At 74.9% G+C, this 20,393-nt stretch carries 19 protein-coding genes; 11 read left to right on the top strand and 8 right to left on the bottom strand.

Translation table 11 applies throughout. From position 1 onward, the window contains the following. Window positions 1–24 precede the first annotated feature (24 nt). Window positions 25–657 carry a TIGR03085 family metal-binding protein gene (locus ACFV57_RS15780; protein WP_385231281.1) on the bottom strand — a complete coding sequence of 211 codons (633 nt, stop codon included), beginning with the start codon at window positions 655–657 and terminating at the stop codon, window positions 25–27. A gap of 316 nt (window positions 658–973) precedes the next feature. Here ACFV57_RS15780 and hisI point away from each other — a divergent pair, with 316 nt between their 5' ends. The 11 genes from hisI to lgt all read left to right on the top strand — a co-directional run bounded on the left by hisI (window position 974) and on the right by lgt (window position 11,015). Further along, on the top strand, window positions 974–1,339 hold the full coding sequence (hisI, locus tag ACFV57_RS15785; RefSeq protein WP_385231284.1) for a phosphoribosyl-AMP cyclohydrolase: 366 nt from the start codon (window positions 974–976) through the stop codon (window positions 1,337–1,339). Between the two features lie 10 nt (window positions 1,340–1,349). Further along, window positions 1,350–2,873 carry an anthranilate synthase component I gene (locus ACFV57_RS15790; protein WP_385231287.1) on the top strand — a complete coding sequence of 508 codons (1,524 nt, stop codon included), beginning with the start codon at window positions 1,350–1,352 and terminating at the stop codon, window positions 2,871–2,873. A 68-nt stretch (window positions 2,874–2,941) separates the two neighbouring features. Further along, window positions 2,942–3,595: a TIGR02234 family membrane protein gene (locus ACFV57_RS15795; protein ID WP_385231290.1), complete on the top strand. Its 654-nt coding sequence runs from the start codon at window positions 2,942–2,944 to the stop codon at window positions 3,593–3,595. 86 nt (window positions 3,596–3,681) lie between these two features. Then, window positions 3,682–3,927 carry an HGxxPAAW family protein gene (locus ACFV57_RS15800; protein ID WP_385231293.1) on the top strand — a complete coding sequence of 82 codons (246 nt, stop codon included), beginning with the start codon at window positions 3,682–3,684 and terminating at the stop codon, window positions 3,925–3,927. Between the two features lie 276 nt (window positions 3,928–4,203). Next, the gene (locus ACFV57_RS15805; protein ID WP_385231585.1) at window positions 4,204–4,653 is read left to right on the top strand and encodes a DUF2752 domain-containing protein; all 450 of its coding nucleotides are present in this window, start codon (window positions 4,204–4,206) and stop codon (window positions 4,651–4,653) included. Window positions 4,654–4,999: 346 nt separating this feature from the next. Further along, window positions 5,000–5,809, top strand: coding sequence for an indole-3-glycerol phosphate synthase TrpC (gene trpC / locus ACFV57_RS15810; RefSeq protein ID WP_385231296.1), 810 nt, complete (start codon window positions 5,000–5,002; stop codon window positions 5,807–5,809). A gap of 9 nt (window positions 5,810–5,818) precedes the next feature. Beyond that, entirely contained in the window at window positions 5,819–6,052 is a 234-nt protein-coding gene (gene trpM / locus ACFV57_RS15815; protein ID WP_032914522.1) for a tryptophan biosynthesis modulator TrpM, read from the top strand. Window positions 6,053–6,346: 294 nt separating this feature from the next. Beyond that, complete coding sequence (gene trpB / locus ACFV57_RS15820) at window positions 6,347–7,651, top strand: tryptophan synthase subunit beta (RefSeq protein WP_385231300.1); 1,305 nt, start codon at window positions 6,347–6,349, stop codon at window positions 7,649–7,651. Further along, entirely contained in the window at window positions 7,651–8,469 is an 819-nt protein-coding gene (trpA, locus tag ACFV57_RS15825) for a tryptophan synthase subunit alpha (RefSeq protein WP_385231303.1), read from the top strand. The genes trpB and trpA overlap by 1 nt, the downstream gene beginning before the upstream one ends. A 227-nt stretch (window positions 8,470–8,696) precedes the next feature. Beyond that, window positions 8,697–9,770 carry a DsbA family protein gene (locus ACFV57_RS15830; RefSeq protein ID WP_385231306.1) on the top strand — a complete coding sequence of 358 codons (1,074 nt, stop codon included), beginning with the start codon at window positions 8,697–8,699 and terminating at the stop codon, window positions 9,768–9,770. A 204-nt stretch (window positions 9,771–9,974) separates the two neighbouring features. After that, on the top strand, window positions 9,975–11,015 hold the full coding sequence (lgt, locus tag ACFV57_RS15835) for a prolipoprotein diacylglyceryl transferase (protein ID WP_385231309.1): 1,041 nt from the start codon (window positions 9,975–9,977) through the stop codon (window positions 11,013–11,015). A gap of 80 nt (window positions 11,016–11,095) precedes the next feature. On the opposite strand, the gene ACFV57_RS15840 is transcribed toward lgt, so the two are convergent. From ACFV57_RS15840 to ACFV57_RS15870, 7 genes are all read right to left on the bottom strand, one after another. Further along, the gene (locus ACFV57_RS15840) at window positions 11,096–12,091 is read right to left on the bottom strand and encodes an HpcH/HpaI aldolase/citrate lyase family protein (RefSeq protein ID WP_385231312.1); all 996 of its coding nucleotides are present in this window, start codon (window positions 12,089–12,091) and stop codon (window positions 11,096–11,098) included. After that, window positions 12,088–13,428: a CaiB/BaiF CoA transferase family protein gene (locus tag ACFV57_RS15845; RefSeq protein ID WP_385231315.1), complete on the bottom strand. Its 1,341-nt coding sequence runs from the start codon at window positions 13,426–13,428 to the stop codon at window positions 12,088–12,090. Before ACFV57_RS15845 ends, ACFV57_RS15840 begins: the two co-directional genes overlap by 4 nt. After that, on the bottom strand, window positions 13,425–14,900 hold the full coding sequence (locus ACFV57_RS15850) for an ADP-ribosylglycohydrolase family protein (protein WP_385231318.1): 1,476 nt from the start codon (window positions 14,898–14,900) through the stop codon (window positions 13,425–13,427). Before ACFV57_RS15850 ends, ACFV57_RS15845 begins: the two co-directional genes overlap by 4 nt. After that, window positions 14,900–16,183: an ADP-ribosylglycohydrolase family protein gene (locus ACFV57_RS15855; RefSeq protein WP_385231321.1), complete on the bottom strand. Its 1,284-nt coding sequence runs from the start codon at window positions 16,181–16,183 to the stop codon at window positions 14,900–14,902. The genes ACFV57_RS15850 and ACFV57_RS15855 overlap by 1 nt, the downstream gene beginning before the upstream one ends. A gap of 7 nt (window positions 16,184–16,190) precedes the next feature. After that, entirely contained in the window at window positions 16,191–17,549 is a 1,359-nt protein-coding gene (locus tag ACFV57_RS15860) for an ADP-ribosylglycohydrolase family protein (RefSeq protein WP_385231588.1), read from the bottom strand. Window positions 17,550–17,584: 35 nt separating this feature from the next. Further along, entirely contained in the window at window positions 17,585–18,688 is a 1,104-nt protein-coding gene (locus ACFV57_RS15865) for an ADP-ribosylglycohydrolase family protein (RefSeq protein ID WP_385231324.1), read from the bottom strand. Between the two features lie 340 nt (window positions 18,689–19,028). Then, entirely contained in the window at window positions 19,029–20,219 is a 1,191-nt protein-coding gene (locus ACFV57_RS15870) for a LacI family DNA-binding transcriptional regulator (RefSeq protein ID WP_385231327.1), read from the bottom strand. Window positions 20,220–20,393: the final 174 nt, after the last annotated feature.

Consider the following 20,393-nt stretch of genomic DNA (forward strand, 5'->3'; position numbering starts at 1 on the left):
CCGGGCCTCCCCGCGCCCGCGGGCCTACAGGCCGAGCCCGGCCTCCAGGATCTTGGCCACCGCGTCCTTGTCCCCGTCCAGCCCGACATCGGCCGCCGCCTGCCGGCCGAACACGAACAGGAGCAGCTCGCCCGGCTCACCGGTGGCGGTGACGACCGGCGTACCGCGGTGCGCGACCGCCGTCCGGCCGTCCGGGCGGCGCAGCACCAGCCCCACCGGCGACTTGCGCCCCAGCAGCCGTGCCATCCTCTCCAGGCGCGACCACAGCGCGTCCGAGAAGACCGGGTCCAGCTCGCGCGGCGTCCAGTCCGGGCGGGCCCGCCGTACGTCCTCGGCGTGGATGTAGAACTCGACGGTGTTCGACGCCTCGTCGATCTGCTTGAGCGCGAACGGCGACATACGGGGCGGGCCGGACCGGATGAGCCCCAGCAGCTCGTCGTACGGCTTCTCGGCGAACTCCCGCTGCACCCGCTCCAGACGGCTCGCCAGCGGCTTGACGAGCAGGCCCCCGGCCGCGTCCGCGCGCCGCTCGCGCACCACCACGTGCGCGGCGAGATCCCGGGCGGTCCAGCCCTCGCACAGCGTCGGCGCATCGGGCCCGGCGCTCTCCAGGAGGTCCGCCAACAGCAGCCGTTCGCGCTTCGCATGGGTCGACATGCGCCCACCCTACGACCGGGGCACGGCGGGTGCCATGGCGCGCCACGCGCCACGTCCCGCGCGGGGCCCGTCCGATCACGACGGCGGGGACGCCGCCGCACGCCGTCAGCTCCGCAGCAGCAGCACGACGGCGACCAGCAGCCCCGCGGCGAAGATCGCAAGCAGCACCGCCGCCGCGACCTTCGCCGTACGGTCGGCGTCCGGAGGCGGCGGCTGGCGGGTCATGGATGCAGGATGCCGTACGCCACGCGCCCCGCGCGCGCCGCTTACGGAGGACCCGGCGCAGCGGCAGCCCCGCGCACGGCACAATGGAGCCATGAGCAGCCGCGTCCTGGAATCCCAGCTCGACCCCGCCGTCGCCGCCCGCCTCAAGCGCGACGCCGACGGCCTGGTCCCCGCCATCGCCCAGCAGTACGACACCGGCGAGGTGCTGATGCTCGGCTGGATGGACGACGAGGCGCTGCACCGCACGCTCACCACCGGCCGCTGCACGTACTGGAGCCGCAGCCGCCAGGAGTACTGGGTCAAGGGCGACACGTCCGGACACGTCCAGCACGTGAAGTCCGTCGCCCTGGACTGCGACGCCGACACCGTCCTGGTCAAGGTCGACCAGACCGGCGCGGCCTGCCACACCGGCGCCCGTACCTGCTTCGATGAGGATGTGCTCATCGAAGGGCAGTAGGCTCCGCGCCATGACCTCGGGAACCACCGGCACCGCCACACCGGACCTGGAGAACTTCCGCACGCTCGCCAAGGACCGCCGGGTCATCCCCGTCACCCGGCGCCTGCTCGCCGACGGCGACACCCCGGTGGGCCTCTACCGCAAGCTGGCCGCCGAACGTCCGGGCACCTTCCTGCTCGAATCGGCGGAGAACGGCCGCACCTGGTCCCGCTATTCGTTCATCGGCGTACGCAGTGCGGCCACCCTGACCGTGCGCGACGGGCAGGCCCACTGGCTGGGCACCCCGCCGGTCGGCGTGCCCACCGAAGGGGACCCGCTCGCCGCGCTGCGCGCCACCGTCGAGGCGCTGCACACCCCGCGCGATCTGATCGAGGGCCAGGGCCTGCCGCCCTTCACCGGCGGCATGGTCGGCTACCTCGGCTACGACATCGTGCGCCGGCTGGAGAAGATCGGCGACAGCACCACGGACGACCTCGGGCTGCCCGAGCTGACCATGCTGCTCACCTCCGACCTGGCCGTACTGGACCACTGGAACGGCACGGTCCTGCTGATCGCCAACGCCATCAACCACAACGACCTGGAAACGGGCGTGGACGAGGCGTACGCGGACGCCGTGGCCCGCCTGGACAGCATGGCCTACGACCTGGCCCGCCCGGCCCCCGCGAGCGCCGCGGCCCTGCCGCCCTCCGAGCTGCCCCCCTACACCGCGAAGTGGGGCGGACCGTCGTACCAGGACGCCGTCGAGGACATCAAGGAGCGCATCCGCGCGGGCGACGCCTTCCAGGTCGTGCCCTCGCAGCGCTTCGAAACCGACTGCACCGCCTCCGCGTTGGACGTCTACCGGGTGCTGCGGGCCACCAACCCCAGCCCCTACATGTACCTGCTCCGCTTCGAGGACGGCGTCGACGTCGTCGGCTCCAGCCCCGAGGCACTGGTCAAGGTCGAGAACGGGCAGGCCACCCTGCACCCCATCGCCGGCACCCGGCCGCGCGGCGCGACCGTGCCGGAGGACCAGGCCCTCGCCGACGAGCTGATGGCCGACCCCAAGGAGCGCGCCGAACACCTGATGCTCGTCGACCTCGGCCGCAACGACCTGGGCCGGGTCTGCGAACCCGGCAGCGTCGAGGTCGTCGACTTCATGTCCGTCGAGCGCTACAGCCATGTCATGCACATCGTCTCCACCGTGACCGGCCGACTGGCGCCCGGCCGCACCGCCTTCGACGTGCTCACCGCCTGCTTCCCCGCGGGCACCCTCTCCGGCGCCCCCAAGCCGCGCGCGATGCAGATCATCGAGGAGCTGGAGCCCAGCCGTCGCGGCCTGTACGGCGGCTGCGTCGGCTACCTCGACTTCGCCGGGGACTCCGACACCGCCATCGCGATCCGCACCGCGCTGCTGCGGGACGGCACCGCGTACGTCCAGGCGGGCGCGGGCGTCGTCGCGGACTCCGACCCGGTCGCGGAGGACACCGAGTGCCGCAACAAGGCGGCGGCGGTGCTGCGGGCGGTGCACACGGCGCACGGGCTGGGGGCCTGAGCAGGGCTCTTCGGGGCCGGGGCACCGCGGGCGGAGGCCGGGCGCGCCGCCTCCGTACAGTGGTAGGCGTGACTGCCGTAGACCACCCCCTCGCCGGCGCGACCGTGACCTCGTCGTCCCCGTCGCCCAAGTCCGCGCGCAGCGGAAAGAGCCTGGCGCTCGCGCTGATCGCGGGCGCGGCCGGCGCCGCCGTCGTCCTGCTGGCCTCCGGCCGCACCTGGGCCAGGGCCACCGCCGTCGTCGCCCAGGGCGAGCTGCCGCAGACCGCGTCGGGCCAGGACGTGACGGGCGTGCCCGGCGCGCTCGCCATCGTCGGCCTCGCCGCCCTGGTCGCCCTCTTCGCCGTACGCGGCGCGGGCCGGACGGCGGTCGCCGCGCTGCTCGCCCTCAGCGGTCTGGGCACCGTCGTCGGCGCGTACCTGGGCCTCTCCGACACCGCGGCGCTCCGCGAGAAGGCGGCCACCGCGACGGGGCTGTCGGACGCCGGCGTGCAGGACGTCTCGCACACCTTCTGGCCCTGGGCCGCGGTCGCCGGCGGCCTCCTGCTGCTGGTCGCCGGGGTGCTGGCGCTGCTGTACGGGCGCTGCTGGCCCGCGATGTCCGGGCGCTACGAGCGTGCCGGCGCGGCCCCCCGCGGCTCGCGCCGCTCCGCCGCCGCCGACCCGGACCGGCCGGAGGAGATGTGGAAGTCCCTGGACCGGGGCGAGGACCCGACCCGGTAGCGGCCGCACCCCGGCCATCGGGGACAATGGACGGCGAGGGATCACCGCGCCCCGACTCTGGCGCGAAAAAGCTACGAGGAGCACTCATGTCGAGCAGTGGCCACGGACACACCCCCGCCGCCTGGACCGGCGTCATCATCTCGTTCATCGGCTTCTGCGTCGCCGGCGCCTTCATCGTGCTGGCGAACGTGCCCGGGTTCTGGGCGGGCATGGTCCTGATCGGCCTCGGTGCCGTGGTGGGCGGCGTGATGCGCGCGGCCGGCCTGGGCCAGGCGGGCAGGAAGGGCGCGACGGCGCACGGACCGGCCAAGGCCCGGCCGCAGGAGGGCTGAGCCGCCGCCGGGCCCGGCCCGGCGGCAGCGGATACTGCGACGGCGCGGCTGCGCGGCCCGTACGGACGAGGTGCCCGAGGCACCGACCGTGCGGAGGCCGGGGGGCTGCGCCGTTTTCCGTACGGAGGTGACCGGTGCCCGGGGCCCGGTCGTCCGTGGAGCGGACTGGAGAGGGATCGTCCCCCATGCGGCGGTCGGCGGGCTGCGTCCCCGGCCCGGTGGCCACACAATCGCCACGTGAGCGAACCCGTGGCCCCGTCCGGTGGGCCGGTCTCCGTGTCCGGTGCGGTTTCCGCGCGCGGCGCGGCCGGCCGGCGTGGGGTGCGCGGCCTCGTCCGGCGGCTGACGGCGCCGCTCGGCGTCCTCGCGGCCGTCGTCGCCTCCTTCGTCTTCGTGGGCCTCGTCGATCCCAACGAGCCCGGTCACTACCCGGCCTGCCCCCTGCTCGCCCTCACCGGCATCGCCTGCCCGGCCTGCGGCGGACTGCGCAGCGCGCACGCCGTCGCGCACGGTGACCTCGCCGCGGCCGTGGGCGCCAATGTGCCGGCGGTCGCCGGTTACGCGGCTTTCGCGCTCTTCTGGGCAGCCTGGGCCGTACGGGCGGCGCGCGGGCTGCCCACGGTGGGGCCGCGGCCCCGAGCGGTCCACTGGTGGACGCTGGGCGGGCTGCTGCTCGTCTTCACGCTCGTGCGCAATCTTCCGTTCGGGGCGGGGTTGACTCCGTAGCGGGGGCGGGGGCAGAGGAAGGGCCCGGAGAGCGGGTCGGGGGAGGTCGGGGGAGCGGGCCGGGGAAGCCCGGTCTCCGTTTCCGGGGCGCGTCGGCACGCGGTACGGGGGCGTGCCGAGGCCAGTGGATCAAGCCGGGCGAGATCCGTGTCACGGGCTCGGAAAACCTGCCCTGACCTGCGCTTTTTCGAACCGCTTCGAGATGGGTGCGTCCACGTGGTGGGACCGCCGTCAACCGGATGTGAGACCTTTGCCCCCTGCCGGATACCATCGGAGAGCCTGACGGGACCACACGGTCCCCGACGGCGACTGTCACCCTCCACCGCTCAAGAAGGAGGCCGCTCGCGTGAGTGTGCTCGACGAGATCATCGAGGGAGTCCGCGCCGACCTCGCCGAGCGGCAGGCGCGCGTGGGCCTCGACGAGCTCAAGGAGCGGGCCCTCAAGGCGCGCCCGGCCAAGGACGGGGTCGCGGCCCTCAAGGGCGACAGTGTCACGGTGATCTGCGAGGTCAAGCGCTCCAGCCCCTCCAAGGGCGCGCTCGCCGCGATCGCCGACCCGGCCGGCCTCGCCGCCGACTACGAGGCGGGCGGCGCGGCGGTCATCTCCGTACTGACCGAACAGCGCAGGTTCGGCGGCTCCCTCGCCGACCTGGAGGCCGTGCGGGCCCGGGTGGACATCCCCGTCCTGCGCAAGGACTTCATCGTCACCGCCTACCAGCTGTGGGAGGCCCGCGCGTACGGCGCCGACCTGGCGCTGCTGATCGTCTCCGCGCTGGAGCAGGAGGCACTGGTCTCGCTGATCGAGCGGGCCGAGTCGATCGGGCTGACGCCGCTGGTCGAGGTGCACGACGAGGAGGAGGTCCAGCGGGCCGTGGACGCCGGTGCGCGGATCATCGGGGTCAACGCCCGCAACCTGAAGACCCTTGAGGTCGACCGCGGGAACTTCGCGCGGATCGCGCCGGAGATCCCGGACCACATCGTGAAGATCGCCGAGTCCGGGGTGCGCGGGCCGCACGACCTGATCGCCTACGCCAACGACGGCGCCGACGCCGTGCTGGTGGGCGAGTCGCTGGTCACCGGCAAGGACCCGAAGACGGCCGTCGCCGACCTGGTCGCGGCCGGCTCGCACCCCGCCATCCGGCACGGACGGGGCTGACCGCTTCCCATGACCACCGCCCGCCTCCACCGCCCCGGTCCGGGACCGCTCCCGGGACCGGCCGGCGTGCTCGCCGCGGCCGGTGCCGCGCGCGATCCGCACGCGGCGCTGGGGCGCGGGTGCCGGCCGCGCGGCTGCCGGGCGCCGGCCCGCCGGGTGCGCGGGCGGCGGGTCAGGTATCACATCGGCGCGGAGCCGGGCCAGATCAACGGCCGGCGATGGCGTCGTAACGGCGCGCTGTAGCCGCTCGTTGCCGGGCGTGGGTGATTGATCCCCTCGTGAGGGTTCTGTCCCCGGTGCCCGCTCGTTCATGCTGTGTCGGCCTGTGTGCCGTTCCGTCCCGCCCCTGTCCACCCGGCAGGGCGCCCCGGGCGGGCGGCCCGTCGGCCGCGGCACGCGCAGCGCTCCCGCGGCCCCGCCGCTGCGCCCCTCGCCGTACGGGTGAGAGGCGTACCGGGCCCATGGGGCGCACCGCACACCGTGATGCCCGTATATCCATACTTCCGGGGCAACTGCCCCGATCGAGGAGTACGTCGGATGTCTTCTGACTTCTTCATCCCGGACCCGGAGGGTCAGGTCCCCAACGCGGGGGGCTACTTCGGCGACTTCGGCGGCAAGTTCATCCCCGAGGCGCTGGTCGCCGCGGTGGACGAGGTGGCCGCCGAGTACGAGAAGGCCAAGGCGGACCCCGCCTTCGCCGCCGAGCTGAACGACCTGATGGTCAACTACACCGGGCGGCCCAGCGCCCTGACCGAGGTGCCGCGGTTCGCCGAGCACGCCGGCGGCGCCCGGGTCTTCCTCAAGCGCGAGGATCTGAACCACACCGGCTCGCACAAGATCAACAACGTGCTGGGCCAGGCGCTGCTCACCAAGCGCATGGGCAAGACCCGCGTCATCGCCGAGACCGGCGCCGGCCAGCACGGCGTGGCCACCGCCACCGCCTGCGCCCTCTTCGGCCTCGAATGCACCATCTACATGGGCGAGATCGACACCGAGCGGCAGGCCCTGAACGTCGCCCGGATGCGGATGCTCGGCGCCGAGGTCATCGCCGTCAAGTCCGGCAGCCGCACCCTCAAGGACGCCATCAACGAGGCGTTCCGCGACTGGGTCGCCAACGTCGACCGCACCCACTACCTCTTCGGCACGGTCGCCGGGCCGCACCCCTTCCCGGCCCTGGTCCGCGACTTCCACCGGGTCATCGGCGTCGAGGCCCGCCGCCAGATCCTGGAGCGCGCCGGACGCCTCCCGGACGCCGCGGTGGCCTGCGTCGGCGGCGGCTCCAACGCCATCGGCCTGTTCCACGCGTTCCTCGCGGACACCTCCGTACGGCTCGTCGGCTGCGAACCCGGCGGCCACGGCGTCGACACCGGCGAGCACGCCGCGACCCTCACCGAGGGCACCCCCGGCATCCTGCACGGCTCCCGCTCCTACGTCCTGCAGGACGAGGACGGGCAGATCACCGAGCCGTACTCGATCTCCGCCGGACTGGACTACCCCGGCATCGGCCCGGAGCACTCCCACCTCAAGGACACCGGCCGCGGCGAATACCGGGCCGTCACCGACGACGCGGCGATGCAGGCGCTGCGGCTGCTGTCGCAGACCGAGGGCATCATCCCCGCCATCGAGAGCGCCCACGCGCTGGCCGGCGCACTGGAGATCGGGCGGGAACTGGGCACGGACGGGCTGATCCTCGTCAACCTGTCCGGGCGCGGAGACAAGGACATGGACACCGCGGCCCGCTACTTCGGGCTCTACGGGGCGCCCGCCGACGACGCGGTGGAGGCCGACGACACCGACGCCACGGACACCGCGCTCGGCGCGCACGACGAGGGGAGCAAGTGATGGCGGGCAACGTCCGACTGCTCAGCGGCACCCTGGCCGCGGCCAAGGAGGAGAACCGGGCCGCGCTGGTCGGGTACCTGCCGGCCGGCTTCCCGACGGTGGACGGCGGCGTACGGGCCGTCACCGCCATGATCGAGGGCGGCTGCGACGTCGTCGAGATCGGGCTGCCGCACAGCGACCCGGTCCTGGACGGGCCGGTCATCCAGACCGCCGACGACATCGCGCTGCGCGGCGGCCTCAAGATCAAGGACGTCATCCGTACGGTCGGCGAGGTGCACGGGGCGACCGGCGCGCCGGTGCTGTGCATGACGTACTGGAACCCGGTCGACGCGTACGGCGTCGAGCGCTTCGCCGCCGACCTGGCCGCCGCGGGCGGCGCCGGCTGCATCCTGCCCGACCTGCCGGTCGAGGAGTCCGCGGTATGGCGCGCGGCCGCCGAACAGCACGGTCTGGCCACCGTGTTCGTGGTCGCGCCGAGCAGCCGGGACGAGCGCCTGGCGAAGATCACCGAGGCGGGCAGCGGCTTCGTGTACGCGGCCTCGCTGATGGGGGTCACGGGCACCCGCGAGTCGGTCGGCCGCGAGGCGCAGGACCTGGTGCGGCGCACCCGGGCCACCACCGACCTGCCGGTCTGCGTCGGCCTCGGCGTCTCCAACGCCGAACAGGCCGTTGAGGTCGCGCAGTTCGCCGACGGGGTGATCGTCGGGTCGGCGTTCGTCAAGCGGCTGCTGGACGCCGGGGACGACCTGGAGGCCGGGCTCGCGGGCGTCCGCGAACTGGCGGGCGAACTGGCGGCGGGCGTACGCAAGCGCGGGTGACCCCGGGCGGCGTGCGGCCGGGATCGGGCTCCCGGAGGATGCGTCCCCGGGGGCCCGGCGGGGCGCGGTCGTGCCTCCGCGTGTGGTCGTACATCCGCGTCCGGTCGCACGTGCGGGTGGGATGCCCGCGCGTGTCCGGGCCGGTGCCCGGCGCGGCTGTCCCTCGTTAGGACGAAGAACGCGGCGGAGGGGTGCGAGGGCGCCCCTCCGCTTCGTTGTTCAGGGGCGTGAGCCAGAACAATCAAGACAAAAAGAGCAGCGCCCGCGAGCGGCTGCAGGCCCAGCGCGAGAAGGAGAAGGCGCGCGAGCGGCGCGGCCGGCAGCTGAAGGTCGCCGGGGCCGTGGTGGCGGTGCTGGTCGTGGCCGGCGGCATCGGCGTCTGGGCCGCCTCCTCGGGCGACGACTCCGACAGCGGCAAGGTGGCCCTGCCCAAGGGGACGCAGGACAGCGACAAGCCCGCGGTACCGGTCGGCAAGAAGGAGGCCCCGTCCACGCTCACGGTGTGGGAGGACTTCCGCTGCCCCGCCTGCGCCCAGTTCGAGAAGGGCTTCCGCGGCGCCATCCACGAGCTGGAGGACTCCGGCGACCTCAAGAGCGACTACCACCTCGCGACGATCATCGACGGCAGCATGGGCGGCAAGGGGTCGGTCACCGCCGCCAACGCCGCGCTCTGTGCCCAGGACGCGGGCCGCTTCCGTGAGTACCACGACGTGCTGTACGAGAACCAGCCGCCGGAGCAGCAGGACCGCTTCGCCGACAAGAAGTACCTGATCCAGCTGGCCGGGAAGGTGAACGGGCTGGTCGGCGACGCCTTCACCCAGTGTGTCAACGACGGCAAGTACACGGACTTCGTGCACAAGTCCAACTCCGCCTTCACCAACTCCGGTTACCGCGGGACGCCGACCGTCCTGCTGAACGGCAAGAACCTCGCGGACGAGAAGAACCTCACCCCCGACGGGCTCAAGAAGAAGGTGCGGGACGCCGCCAAGGACAAGAAGGCGGGCGGCGGCTCCTCCGGGGACAAGCCGACCGGCGCGAAACACGACGGCGACCCGGCGGGGACCGGTGCCGGCACGGCCGGCGCCTCGGCGGGCAGCGGAGCCGGACACTCTGCGGGCAGCGGGACCGGGCACTCGGCGGGCGCGGGCACCACCGCCGGTGCGGGACACGGGGCCGGTGCCGGGCAGGGGGCCGTCGCCGGAGCCGAGGCCGGCCACAGCGCCGGGGCGGGACACACCGCCGGTGCCGGCGCGGATTCCGGCCACACGGGCGGGAGCGCGGACCGGGCCCCGGCACGGTGACATCGCTTCGTCCCGGGCAGCCGGCGGCACCGCTTCGCGCGACGCGCCCTCGGGGGCCGGGCCGCGCTCCGGGTGATCGGTGTCCGGTGACGGAGCGGGCCCGCGCCGGGGCCGTGACCGACCGCCGGGAGTGACGGTCGTTACACAGCCGTAGCCGGGTGGGTTGTCGCCGCGCCCACCTGGCGCGGTAGCGTCGTCCCTGCCATGGACCTCGCATTCATTCCCAGCCCCTCCACGGGTGTCGTTCACCTCGGCCCGATCCCGCTGCGCGGCTACGCCTTCTGCATCATCATCGGCGTCTTCATCGGCGTCTGGCTCGGCAACAAGCGCTGGATCCAGCGCGGCGGCCGTTCCGGGACCGTCGCGGACATCGCCGTGTGGGCGGTGCCCTTCGGGCTCGTCGGTGGCCGCCTCTACCACGTCATCACGACGTACGAGCCGTACTTCGGCAAGGGCGGCCACCCCCTCAACGCCTTCAAGGTCTGGGAAGGCGGCCTCGGGATCTGGGGCGCCGTCGCGCTCGGCGCGGTGGGCGCCTGGATCGGCTGCCGCCGCCGCGGCATCCCGCTGCCCGCCTACATGGACGCGCTGGCGCCGGGCCTCGCCCTCGGCCAGGCGATCGGCCGCTGGGGCAACTGGTTCAACCAGGAGCTCTACGGCCGCGCCACCGACCTCCCCTGGGCGCTGAAGATCAGCGACGATCCGTCCATCGGCCGGGTCGGCGGCACCTACCACCCGACGTTCCTGTACGAGTCGCTGTGGTGCATCGGTGTCGCGCTGCTCGTGATCTGGGCGGACAAGCGCTTCAAGCTGGGCCATGGGCGGGCGTTCGCACTGTACGTGGCGTCGTACTGCGCCGGTCGCGCCTGGATCGAGTACATGCGGGTCGACGAGGCCCACCACATCCTGGGCCTGCGCCTGAACGTGTGGACCGCGCTCATCGGCCTCGTGGTGTCCGTCGCCTACATCGTGATCTCCGCGAAGAAGATCCCGGGCCGCGAGGAGGTCGTCGAGCCGGCCGCGCTGGACGCCGCCGCGGACGGAGCGGAGGCGAAGACGGACGGCGCGGACGCGCGGACCGCCGGTGCGACGGCAGGCACCAAGACCGCCGAGCGTGCCGAGGGCGACGAGGACGGCAAGAGCCCCCAGGCGCCCGAGGCCGCGGGCAGCGGCAAGGAGAGCGTGGCCAAGGGCGCCGCGAAGCTGACGAAGGACGCCGGGTCCGGGAGCGGCAAGGAGTCCTGACCCGCGGCGTCGCACCGCCCGAGCCTTACGGAGGCCGTCCTGACCCGATGGGGTCGGGGCGGCCTCCGTCGTGTGCGGGTTCACCGGTGCTCCCCGAACCGGGTGCCACGGGCCGCCAGCGCCAGGGTCCGGCGGGCGGCGGCGACCACGGCCGGATCGACGAAGCGGCCGTCGGGCAGGGCACAGGCACCGGCCCGCCCGGCCGCCGCCCGTACGGTCTCCGAGGCGCCCTCGACCTCCTCGGCGGTGGGCAGATAGGCGCGCTCGATCACCGGCAGCTGGCGCGGGTGCAGCGCGGCCCGGCCGAGGAACCCCAGGGCCCGCCCCCGGGCGCAGGACAGCGCCAGCGCCTCCGTGTCGCGCACGTCCGGGAACACCGACTGCGGCGGGGGCGGCAGCCCGGCCGCGCGCGCGGCGATCACCGTACGGCCGCGGGCCCAGCCGAGCCCGTCCTCGTCCCGTACGCCCAGCTCGGCCCGCAGGTCGGCCTCGCCCAACGAGAGGCCGCACAGCGCCGGGTGCGCGGTGGCGACGGCGAAGGCCTGCTCCACACCGAGCGCCGATTCGAGCAGTGCGTACAGCGGCGGCACCCCCGCCGCGCCCCCGGGTCCTGCCGTGGCCGCCCAGGCCGCGGCGCGGACGATGTCGGCGGCGCCGTCCACTTTCGGCAGCCGGAGCCCGGCCAGCGCCGGAAGCGCCGCGAGGCTCCGGATCTCCGTCGCGGCGCGCGGGCCGGTGAGCGCGTTGACCCGTACATGGATGGCGGGGGCGGAGCCGAAGTCCGGGCCGGACGGCGCGGGCTGTGGTTCGGCGAGGAGTTCGGCGGTGGCCCGCAGGGCGTACGGTTTGCGGTCGGCGGCGACCGCGTCCTCCAGGTCGATCACGACCGCGTCGGCTCCGGACGCCAGCGCCTTGGCGACCACCGCCGGGCGGTCGCCCGGCACGTACAGCCAGGTCAGCGGCGGGACGGCGACCGATACGGCGGATGGTGCCGCGTCGGCGGCCGGGGCGGTCCCGGCGGTGGACGGGGTGGCGCCGTCGGCCGGAGCGGTGCCGGTGGCGGGGGTGGCGCTCATACGACACCGTCCGCGCGCAGTGCCGCGATCCGCGCCGCGGACAGGCCGAGCAGCCCGGACAGCACCGCGTCCGTGTCCGCGCCGTGCGGGCGGCCCGCCCACCGGATGGCTCCGGGCGTCACGGAGAGGCGGAAGAGGACGTTCTGCATCCGGACCGTGCCCAGTTCGTCGTCCGGGACCTCGGTGATCGAACCCAGGGCGCGGTACTGCTCGTTGTCCATCACCGCGCGGATGTCGCAGACCGGCGCCACCGCGGCCTCGGCCCGTTCGAATGCGGCCACCACCTCGTCCCGGTCGTGCCGCGCTATCCAGCCGCCCACCGCCGCGTCCAGCTCGTCGGCGTGCCGGGCCCGGCCGGAGCCGGTGGCGAACCACGGCTCGCGGACGAACTCCGGGCGGCCGACCAGGCGCAGTACCCGCTCCGCGACGGACGCGGTGGCGGCGGAGACGGCGAGCCAGGCGCCGTCGGCGGTGCGGTAGGTGTTGCGCGGGGCGCTGTTGGCGGAGCGGTTGCCCGTACGCGGCTGGACGTGGCCGAGCTGGTCGTACCAGACGGGGTGCGGGCCGAGGACCGTCAGCATCGGCTCGATGATCGCCAGGTCCACGACCTGGCCCCGGCCGTCGGCCTCGCGTCCGCGCAGCGCCGCCATGACGGCGTACGCGGCGGTCAGCGCGGTGACGGAGTCGGCGAGCCCGAAGGGCGGCAGCATCGGGGGGCCGTCCGGCTCGCCGGTGAGCGCGGCGAACCCGCTCATCGCCTCGGCGAGGGTGCCGAAGCCGGGCCGGTGGGCGTACGGCCCGAACTGGCCGAACCCGGTGATCCGGGCCAGCACCAGCCCCGGGTTGGCGGCGGCCAGCTCGGCCGGGCCCAGCCCCCATTTCTCCAGGGTGCCGGGGCGGAAGTTCTCGATCACGACATCGGCGGTGGCGGCCAGTTCGAGCAGGACGTCCCGGCCGTCCGGCGCGGCGAGGTCGAGGGTGACGGTCTGCTTGTTGCGGCCGAGCAGTTTCCACCACAGGCCGACGCCGTCCTTGGCCGGGCCGTGCCCGCGCGAGGGGTCGGGCCGCCGTGGGTGCTCGATCTTGATGACCTCGGCCCCGAAGTCCCCGAGCAGGGTGGCGGCCAGCGGCCCGGCGAACAGGGTGGCCAGATCGAGCACCCGCAGCCCGGCGAGCGGCCCGGGAGCGGGGGCCGACGGGGCGGCGGCCTCCGGGGGCGAATCCGGGGTGGGGGCGGTGGAGGGAGGGCGGCTTTCGGGCGGTGGCTGTCGCTGATGCACGGCGTGCCTCGTTTCGGTGAAGTGGTGGGAGCCGGGCCGGGGGAGGGGAGCGCTCATGGACCGGTGCCTCCTGGTGGTGGGCCGGTGCCGCGGCCGGCGACGGCCAGGTCCGCGGTGCGGGCCGCGAGCGTGTCGAAGCCGATGCCGTTCAGATCGCTGACGGTGGTGGCGAGGCGGTTGCGGAGCGGTGCGGTCCAGCGGACGGGCAGCGCCTCCGGCGTCCCCGCCAGCAGACCGGCGAGCGAACCGGCCGTCGCGCCGTTGGAGTCGGTGTCCCAGCCTCCGGACACCACCCGGCAGATCGAGCCGGAGAAGGAGCCGTCCGCATGGGTGAGGGCGGCGGCGAGCAGCGCCGCGTTGGGCACGACGTGCACCCAGTGGTGGTGTCCGTACGCGTGGTGGAGCCGGTCGACGACGTCCGCGAAACCGGCGTCGGAGCCGGTGGGTTCGGCGCGCGCCGTCTCGATGCCGAACCGTACGGCCCGGGCCAGCCGCGAGCGCCGCGGTACGACGGCGAGCCCGGCCCGCAGGCAGCCGTGCACGTCGGTGTGCCCGCCCGCTGCCGCCGCGATGGCGGCCGCCGCGAACATCTCGCCGTACACACCGTTGGCGGTGTGCGTGAGCGTCGCGTCCCGCCAGGCGGCCTCCGCGGCCCGGGCCGGGTCGCCCGGGCGGGTCCAGCCGAAGACGTCCGCCCGGATCAGCGCGCCGATCCACTCCCGGAAAGGGTTGCGGAAGGAGGCGGTGTGCGGCGGCTCGATGCCGTCCAGGAGATTGCGGTACGCGACGCGCTCCGCGGTGAACGTCCGCCCCGCGGGCAGCTCGTCGAGCCAGAGCCGGGCCACGTCGGTGGTGCGGAAGCCGTGGCCGTACCGCTGGAGGAGGAGCAGGCCGAGCACCGGGTGGTCGAGGTCGTCGTCCTCGGGCATCCCGTCGATGCTCTCGGCCAGCGAGGTGGCACGGCTGTGGCTGTGCCAGGGGTGCCGGGCGGCGATCGCCGGGTCCAGGCCGACCTCGGTGAACCAGCCGCGCAGCGGCCAGTTTCCGGTGGCCCGGGCGAGCGCCCGGATGCCGGCGAGCGGCAGGGTCTCGACCGGCTTGCCGAGCAGACACCCGGCCGCCCGCCCCAGCCAGGCGGCCTCCAGGCGGGGACGCAGGGAACCGGGCGCGGGTGCGGGTGCGGAGGCGGGCGCCGGTGCCGTCGGCCAGGCGGGGCAAGCCGCCTTGATCGCGGGGAGATCGGTGGGCTCGTCGCCGGCCGAGGGGGAGGGGAGGGCGGCGAGCTCGTCGAGCAGACGGGCGGCCAGGGCGCGCAGGCGTGGGTCCGCCGGGCGGGCGGAGGCACCGGCGCGGCCGGGGGCGGGGTGGCCGCCGGCCGCGCGCCAGCGGTGTTCGACGGCGGAGGCGTCGCGGCCGTCCTCGGCGGCCTGCCGCAGCTCGTGCCCGATCAGATCCTCGGGCTGCACCCAGGTCAGCCGCAGGGCCGCGGGGCGCTGGTCCGGGGACTCGCCCGGCTGCCGGCGGGCCATCACGCACCCCCGATCGCGGCGAAGGCGCGCTCGTGGTCGAGCCGGCGCCGCCGGTCTCTCGCGAAGACCTCGCGGGCGACCTGGGCGAGCGCCATGGCAGGCGCGCGCAGATCGAGCCGGCTCGCCCGGGAGACGCCCTCGCTCCACTCCGCGGGGACCGCTCGCGCACCGTGCAGGGCTCCCGCGACCGCGCCGCTCATGGTGGCGATGGAGTCGCAGTCGCGGCCGTAGTTGACCGAGCCCAGGACCGTACGGCGGAAGTCGCCCGCGCCGACGAGCAACATGCCCAGCGCGACCGGCAGTTCCTCGATGGAATGCAGCCGGGACGGGCGGCGGGCGCCGAGGGAAGGGGCGCGGTAGTCGGGGCCGACGGTGTCGAACGGCGCGACGGCCGTACGCAGCGGACGCAAGGCGGACTCGAAGTCCGCGCACCGCCCGGCCGCCCCGCAGACGGCCTCGATGGCGGCGCGCGTCCCGTCCTTGGCGAGACGGAGCACGTCCTCGACCACGGAGACGGGCGTGGCCTGCGGCTTGCAGGCGGCGGCCACGGCAGCCGCGAACACTCCCGCGGCCTCCCGTCCGTACGACGACTGGTGAGCACCGGCGATGTCCAGGGCCTCCGCGTAAGCGCCCTCGGGATGGCCGGCGTTGACGATGCCGACCGGCGCCATGTACATCGCCGCGCCGCAGTTGACGATGTTGCCGACGCCCGCCTCGCGCGGGTCGACGTGCCCGTAGTGCAGCCGGGAAACGAGCCACTTCTCGGCGAGGAAGAGGCGGTGCAGCAGGAGCGCCTCGGCCTCCAGCTCGGGAATCCAGCGGGGCGTGCCGATCAGGTCGGGCACCAGGTGTTCGGCGACGGCGTACGCGTCCAGGTGGTCGCGGACCTTCTCGTAGACCCGCACCAGGGCGTGGGTCATGAGGGTGTCGTCCGTGACGTGTCCGTCGCCCTTGTGGTACGGCGCGAGGGGGCGCGCGGTACGCCAGTTCGCGTGGAAGGGGCCGACGATGCCGGTGACGCGGCCACCGTGCCGCGCCGTGATCTGCTCCGGCGTCGAGCCCTCGACCGGGCCGCCGAGGGCGTCGCCGACCGCGGCACCGACCAGGCAGCCGACCGCCCGGTCCACCAGGGAGGGACACGAGGGCGGGGAAGCCGGGCCCGGTTGCGGTTCTGCTGCCCCAGCCGGTGCCGGTGCCGGTGCCGGTTCCGGTGTCTGTGCCCTTGCTTGGGCGGGTGCCTGCGGTTGTTCCGGTTGCGATTCGGGGGATACGGGCTGCGTCATGGCCGGGTCAGTCCTTCCGGGGCGGGGATTCTGACGTACGGGCACTGGGCCCGGGTGGATCGGGCGGGGGCACGCCCGGCTCCGGTGCGGTCAGGTCCGTACGGGCGAGCCGCGCGGCCAGGTCGACGAGGTCGGTGCCCGCCAGCCGGGGCAGCGCGCAGCCCGAGAGGGTGCGGCAGGCGTCGCGCCAGGTGCCCGGGAGACCGGACGCGCCGCTGATCGCGCCGGTCAGCGCGCCCGTGAGTGCGGGGGCCGAGTCGGCCACGCGGGACAGGCAGGCGGCGGCGGGCACGGCCTCGGCGGGCCGCCCGCCGCCCGCGACACCGAGGGCGAGCGCGACGGGAACGGTCTCGGCCGCGGCGATGCCGTAGCTGTAGACGTGATCGACGATCTCGTGCTCCAGGGTGGGCACGAGGGCGAACGCGCCCCCGGCGCGGCCCGGGTGGCCGGCCGGGCCGCGGGCGGGATGGCCGGCGGTCACGTCGCGGGCGAGGCGCACGGCGTGCAGCGCGTTGCGCCGGATCTCCGTCCCTTCCGGAAGCTGGGCCAGTGCCACGTCGGCGCAGATGTCCGCCGTGGCACCGCCGAGCGCCGCCGCGACCGCGGCGGCCATGGCGCGGGCGCCGTGCACCCCGTCGCCGTCCTGGGTGTACCGGGCGTCGAACTCCGCCAGCTCCGCGGCGGCCTGCGGATTGCCGGGATGGACGACGGCCAGCACACAGGCCCGTACACAGGCGGCGTCGTCGAAGAAGTGCGGGTTGTCGTGGCCGGTGGCGGGGGGACGCAGGCCGGCGGCGAGGTTGCCGAGTCCGGCCCGTACGGAGATGCGGGCCCGCAGCGGCAGTACGGCCGACTCCACCTCGGGTGCCCGCTCGGCCGCGGCGGCGATCTCGTCGGCCAGCGCGTTCCACGCCAGGTCGATGGCGGTACGCATCCGGCGGTCCCGGCCGAGGTCGCTGAGCGGCGCGCCCGCGGCGGTCAGCACGGCCTGCGCGGCGAAGGCCGCCCACTCGGCGTCGTCCGACGGGCCCAGGCGCAGCGGCTCGGGCGGCTGGTTGAGCGCGATCGGCACGGGGAGGGTGGTCGTCGCGTTCTGCTCCGCGAACGTGTCCAGTTCGCGGGTCAGCCGCCGGGTCCACTCGGGCATCCGCGCCGCCCGGTGCCGCGCCGCGGGCCATCCGGCGGCGTCCCCCGCCGCCAGCCCGAGCAGCAGCCCCTCGATACGGCGGGGCGCGGCGGACCCGCCCGGACCCGGGGGACCGGTGGCCCGGCACCGGGCGGTGTCCTGGTCCGGGGGTGCCGGGCCGGCGCCGCTCACCCTCTTTGCAAGTGGGCTTCGGACAGGGGGCGTTGACCCCTGGCGCATGCGGAACGGGCGCGGCTCGCGGGAGGCCTCACGGGTCATGACGCCGTCGCCCCCTCGGGGAGGGGAGTGAGCAACTCCGCGACGGTCAGGACGTGGTAGCCCGCCATGGACGGCAGGCAGCTGCCGCGGGCCGGCCCGATGGCCGCGGCCCAGTGCTCCGGGACGGCCTCGGCGCCGCCCAGCGCACCCGCCAGGGCGCCCGCGACCGCTGCCGTCGTGTCGGCGTCCCGGCCCATGTTGACCGCCGTCAGCACCGAGGCGGTGAAGTCGCCGCGGGACGCCGCGAACGCGCCGAAGGCCAGTCCCACCGCCTCGGGTGCCAGGTCGGTCCACGGATAACCGCCGATGACGACGGCGGAGCGGACCGCGCGCTCGGTGCCGAGCCGGGTGCCGTCCGGGGCGAGCCGGGAGCGCTGGGCGGCGGCGATCGCGCGGCGCAGCGAGCGGGCGGTCCAGGAGTCCTCGGGCACCACGGACAGCGCCGCGGCGATGACGGCGTCCGTGGACCCGGCCACCATGGCGGCGGCGACCCCGGCGGCCACGGCGCGGCCTCCGTAGATGCCTTCGCCCTCGTGGCTGACCGTGCCGTCCACCGCGACCAGCCGGGCGGCCTCGGCGGGGCGGCCCGCGGCGAAGACGCCGAAGGGCGCGGCGCGCATGGCCAGACCGTCGCTCCAGGCGTGCCGGTGCTGGGCGGAGATGGGGGCGGTCAGACCCCGGCGCAGGTTCTCCAGCGTGCCGCGCTCGCTGAAACCCGCGCCGCGGAACGGGCCTTCGTCGAGGTCGGCGATCCACTGGTGCCAGGCCGCCTCGACATGCGCCACGGTGAGGGACGATCCGTGCTCGGCCAGCAACAGCCCGGAGAAGATGGCGTATTCGGTGTCGTCCGTGCCGACCGGGTCGTCCGTCACGAAATCCTCGATACGGCCCCAGCGCCGGCGGATCTGCGAGGGCTTCATGTTCTCCGCGGGGGCGCCGAGCGCGTCACCGACGGCGAGGCCGAGCATCGCGCCGCGGGCGTGCTCCCGCAGTCGGGCGGAGCATCCGGCCCGGGGCGCGGGAACGGGCGGTGGGACGGGGCGCAGCGGCGGGCGCCGGGGCGATGGTGAGTGCGGAAGCGGAAGGTGCAGTGCGCTCATGTGACTGCCGATCTGTCTCGCGGTGTGGAGGCGTCCTCTACGGGTCGTATGGCGTGGCGGACCGTGGGGGTGTGTGGGTAGGGGGAGTCGTGCAGGACGGGTGAGGTGTGTGAGTCGAGTGAGCCGTACGGGGCGGGTGAGCTGTGCGGGTCGAGTGAGCTGTGCAGGTCGGGTGAGCCGTACGGACGTGTGACGCGGTGAATCGTGCGGGCCCCAGCGGTGCGGCAGCTCGGCGGCGGCCGCCGCGGCCCGGAGGCGGGAGCCGCGGGTGCCTGGGCGCCAGCAAGGCGGTGACACGGTTACGAGCGGCCCGGCCGGGGTGGGCTGCCCCGGCGGGCCGTCATATGGAGGCGGTGACCGGCGCGGAGGAGGCGCGGACGACCAGGCGGGGCATGACGGTCTCGCGGCGGGCCGGCGCGCGGGGCGCTCCGGCCGGCTCGCGCAGCCGGTCCAGCATCATGCGGGCCGCGATCCGGCCGCGCTCGGCCGAGCCGAGATCCACGCTGGTCAGCGGCGGCCATCCGGCCCTGGCGAGCAGGGTGTCGTCCATCCCGGCCACCGCGACGTCGCCCGGGATGGACCGGCCGCGGCTGTGCAGCGTCTGCGAACTTCCCAGGGCGAGCTGGTCGTTGGCACAGAAGACGGCGTCGATGTCGGGCCGGGCGTCGAGCAGGCCGTGCAGCGCGGCGCCGCCCGCCTCGACGGTGAAATCCGTGGCCGCCGTCAGCGCGGGGTCGAACTCGATGCCGCAGGACTCCAGCGCGGTGCGGTAGCCGAGGGCGCGGTTGTGGCCGGGGACCGTGTCGGCCGGGCCGTTGACGAACGCGATGCGGCGTCTGCCCGTCTCGACAAGATGGTGTACGGCGGCCTCGGCGCCGGTCACGGAGTCGGCGCGGACGCTGTCCACGAGCGCGCCGGGCGGGATGCCGTCCGGGAGCGAGCCGATGACGACGACCGGGCGCGCGGCCCGGGCGAGGGCCTCCAGATGCCGGGGCGTGATGCGGATCGGGCACAGGATCAGCCCGTCGCTCGTGCGGTCCGCGAGGCTGTGCAGGGCGGCCAGCTCGTCCTCCACGACGGCGTCGGTGGAGTGCAGCAGCAGGCGGTAACCCGCCGGTTTCATGACGGCCTGTATCTCGCGGACCATGGAGACGTACGCGGGATTGCCGATGTCCTGCATGGCGAACGTGAGCTGTAGGGAGCGGCCGCCCTTGAGGGAGCGGGCCACCGCGTTGGCGACGTAGCCCAGTTCGGCGGCGGCCCGCTCGACGCGGGTGATGGTGTCGGGGCGCGCGCCGTGCCCGTTCAGCACCCGCGACACGGAGGCGATGGAGACACCGGCCCGCGCCGCGATGGTCTCCACGGTGGGCGCCGTACCGCCGCGCATCCCCGCCCCACCGCCGTGCCCGGCCGCCCCGCCATCGCCGTGCCCGGCCGCCGCCTCACCGCCGGACCCGGCCTCCGCCCCTCTGCCGTGCCCGGCCCCCGCTCCACCGCTTCCGTACTCCCGCTCTCCCGCCTTCGGTCCCATCCCCGCCGCCCCCTCCCACACCGCCTACTGGAAACGTTTACAGATTCCCGCGCCGCCACCCCCGCCCGCACTGAGGTTTTCCGCAGTCTTGAATGCGGTTTCCCGCACCCCGCCCCCGCCCGCTGCCCGCCCCCACCACCCCGCTCCCTGTGATCCACCCCTCACCCCCGCCCA

This window comes from Streptomyces sp. NPDC059788 (assembly GCF_042732265.1).
In the GTDB taxonomy this organism is placed as follows: Bacteria; Actinomycetota; Actinomycetes; order Streptomycetales; family Streptomycetaceae; genus Streptomyces.

Coding starts and splice junctions, on each gene's coding strand:
- ACFV57_RS15780 (WP_385231281.1), bottom strand. CDS start 657: ATGTCGACCCATGCGAAGCGCGAACGGCTGCTGTTGGCGGACCTCCTG.
- hisI (WP_385231284.1), top strand. CDS start 974: ATGAGCAGCCGCGTCCTGGAATCCCAGCTCGACCCCGCCGTCGCCGCC.
- ACFV57_RS15790 (WP_385231287.1), top strand. CDS start 1,350: ATGACCTCGGGAACCACCGGCACCGCCACACCGGACCTGGAGAACTTC.
- ACFV57_RS15800 (WP_385231293.1), top strand. CDS start 3,682: ATGTCGAGCAGTGGCCACGGACACACCCCCGCCGCCTGGACCGGCGTC.
- trpM (WP_032914522.1), top strand. CDS start 5,819: ATGACCACCGCCCGCCTCCACCGCCCCGGTCCGGGACCGCTCCCGGGA.
- trpB (WP_385231300.1), top strand. CDS start 6,347: ATGTCTTCTGACTTCTTCATCCCGGACCCGGAGGGTCAGGTCCCCAAC.
- trpA (WP_385231303.1), top strand. CDS start 7,651: ATGGCGGGCAACGTCCGACTGCTCAGCGGCACCCTGGCCGCGGCCAAG.
- lgt (WP_385231309.1), top strand. CDS start 9,975: ATGGACCTCGCATTCATTCCCAGCCCCTCCACGGGTGTCGTTCACCTC.
- ACFV57_RS15840 (WP_385231312.1), bottom strand. CDS start 12,091: ATGAGCGCCACCCCCGCCACCGGCACCGCTCCGGCCGACGGCGCCACC.
- ACFV57_RS15845 (WP_385231315.1), bottom strand. CDS start 13,428: ATGAGCGCTCCCCTCCCCCGGCCCGGCTCCCACCACTTCACCGAAACG.
- ACFV57_RS15850 (WP_385231318.1), bottom strand. CDS start 14,900: ATGGCCCGCCGGCAGCCGGGCGAGTCCCCGGACCAGCGCCCCGCGGCC.
- ACFV57_RS15855 (WP_385231321.1), bottom strand. CDS start 16,183: ATGACGCAGCCCGTATCCCCCGAATCGCAACCGGAACAACCGCAGGCA.
- ACFV57_RS15860 (WP_385231588.1), bottom strand. CDS start 17,549: ATGCGCCAGGGGTCAACGCCCCCTGTCCGAAGCCCACTTGCAAAGAGG.
- ACFV57_RS15865 (WP_385231324.1), bottom strand. CDS start 18,688: ATGAGCGCACTGCACCTTCCGCTTCCGCACTCACCATCGCCCCGGCGC.
- ACFV57_RS15870 (WP_385231327.1), bottom strand. CDS start 20,219: ATGGGACCGAAGGCGGGAGAGCGGGAGTACGGAAGCGGTGGAGCGGGG.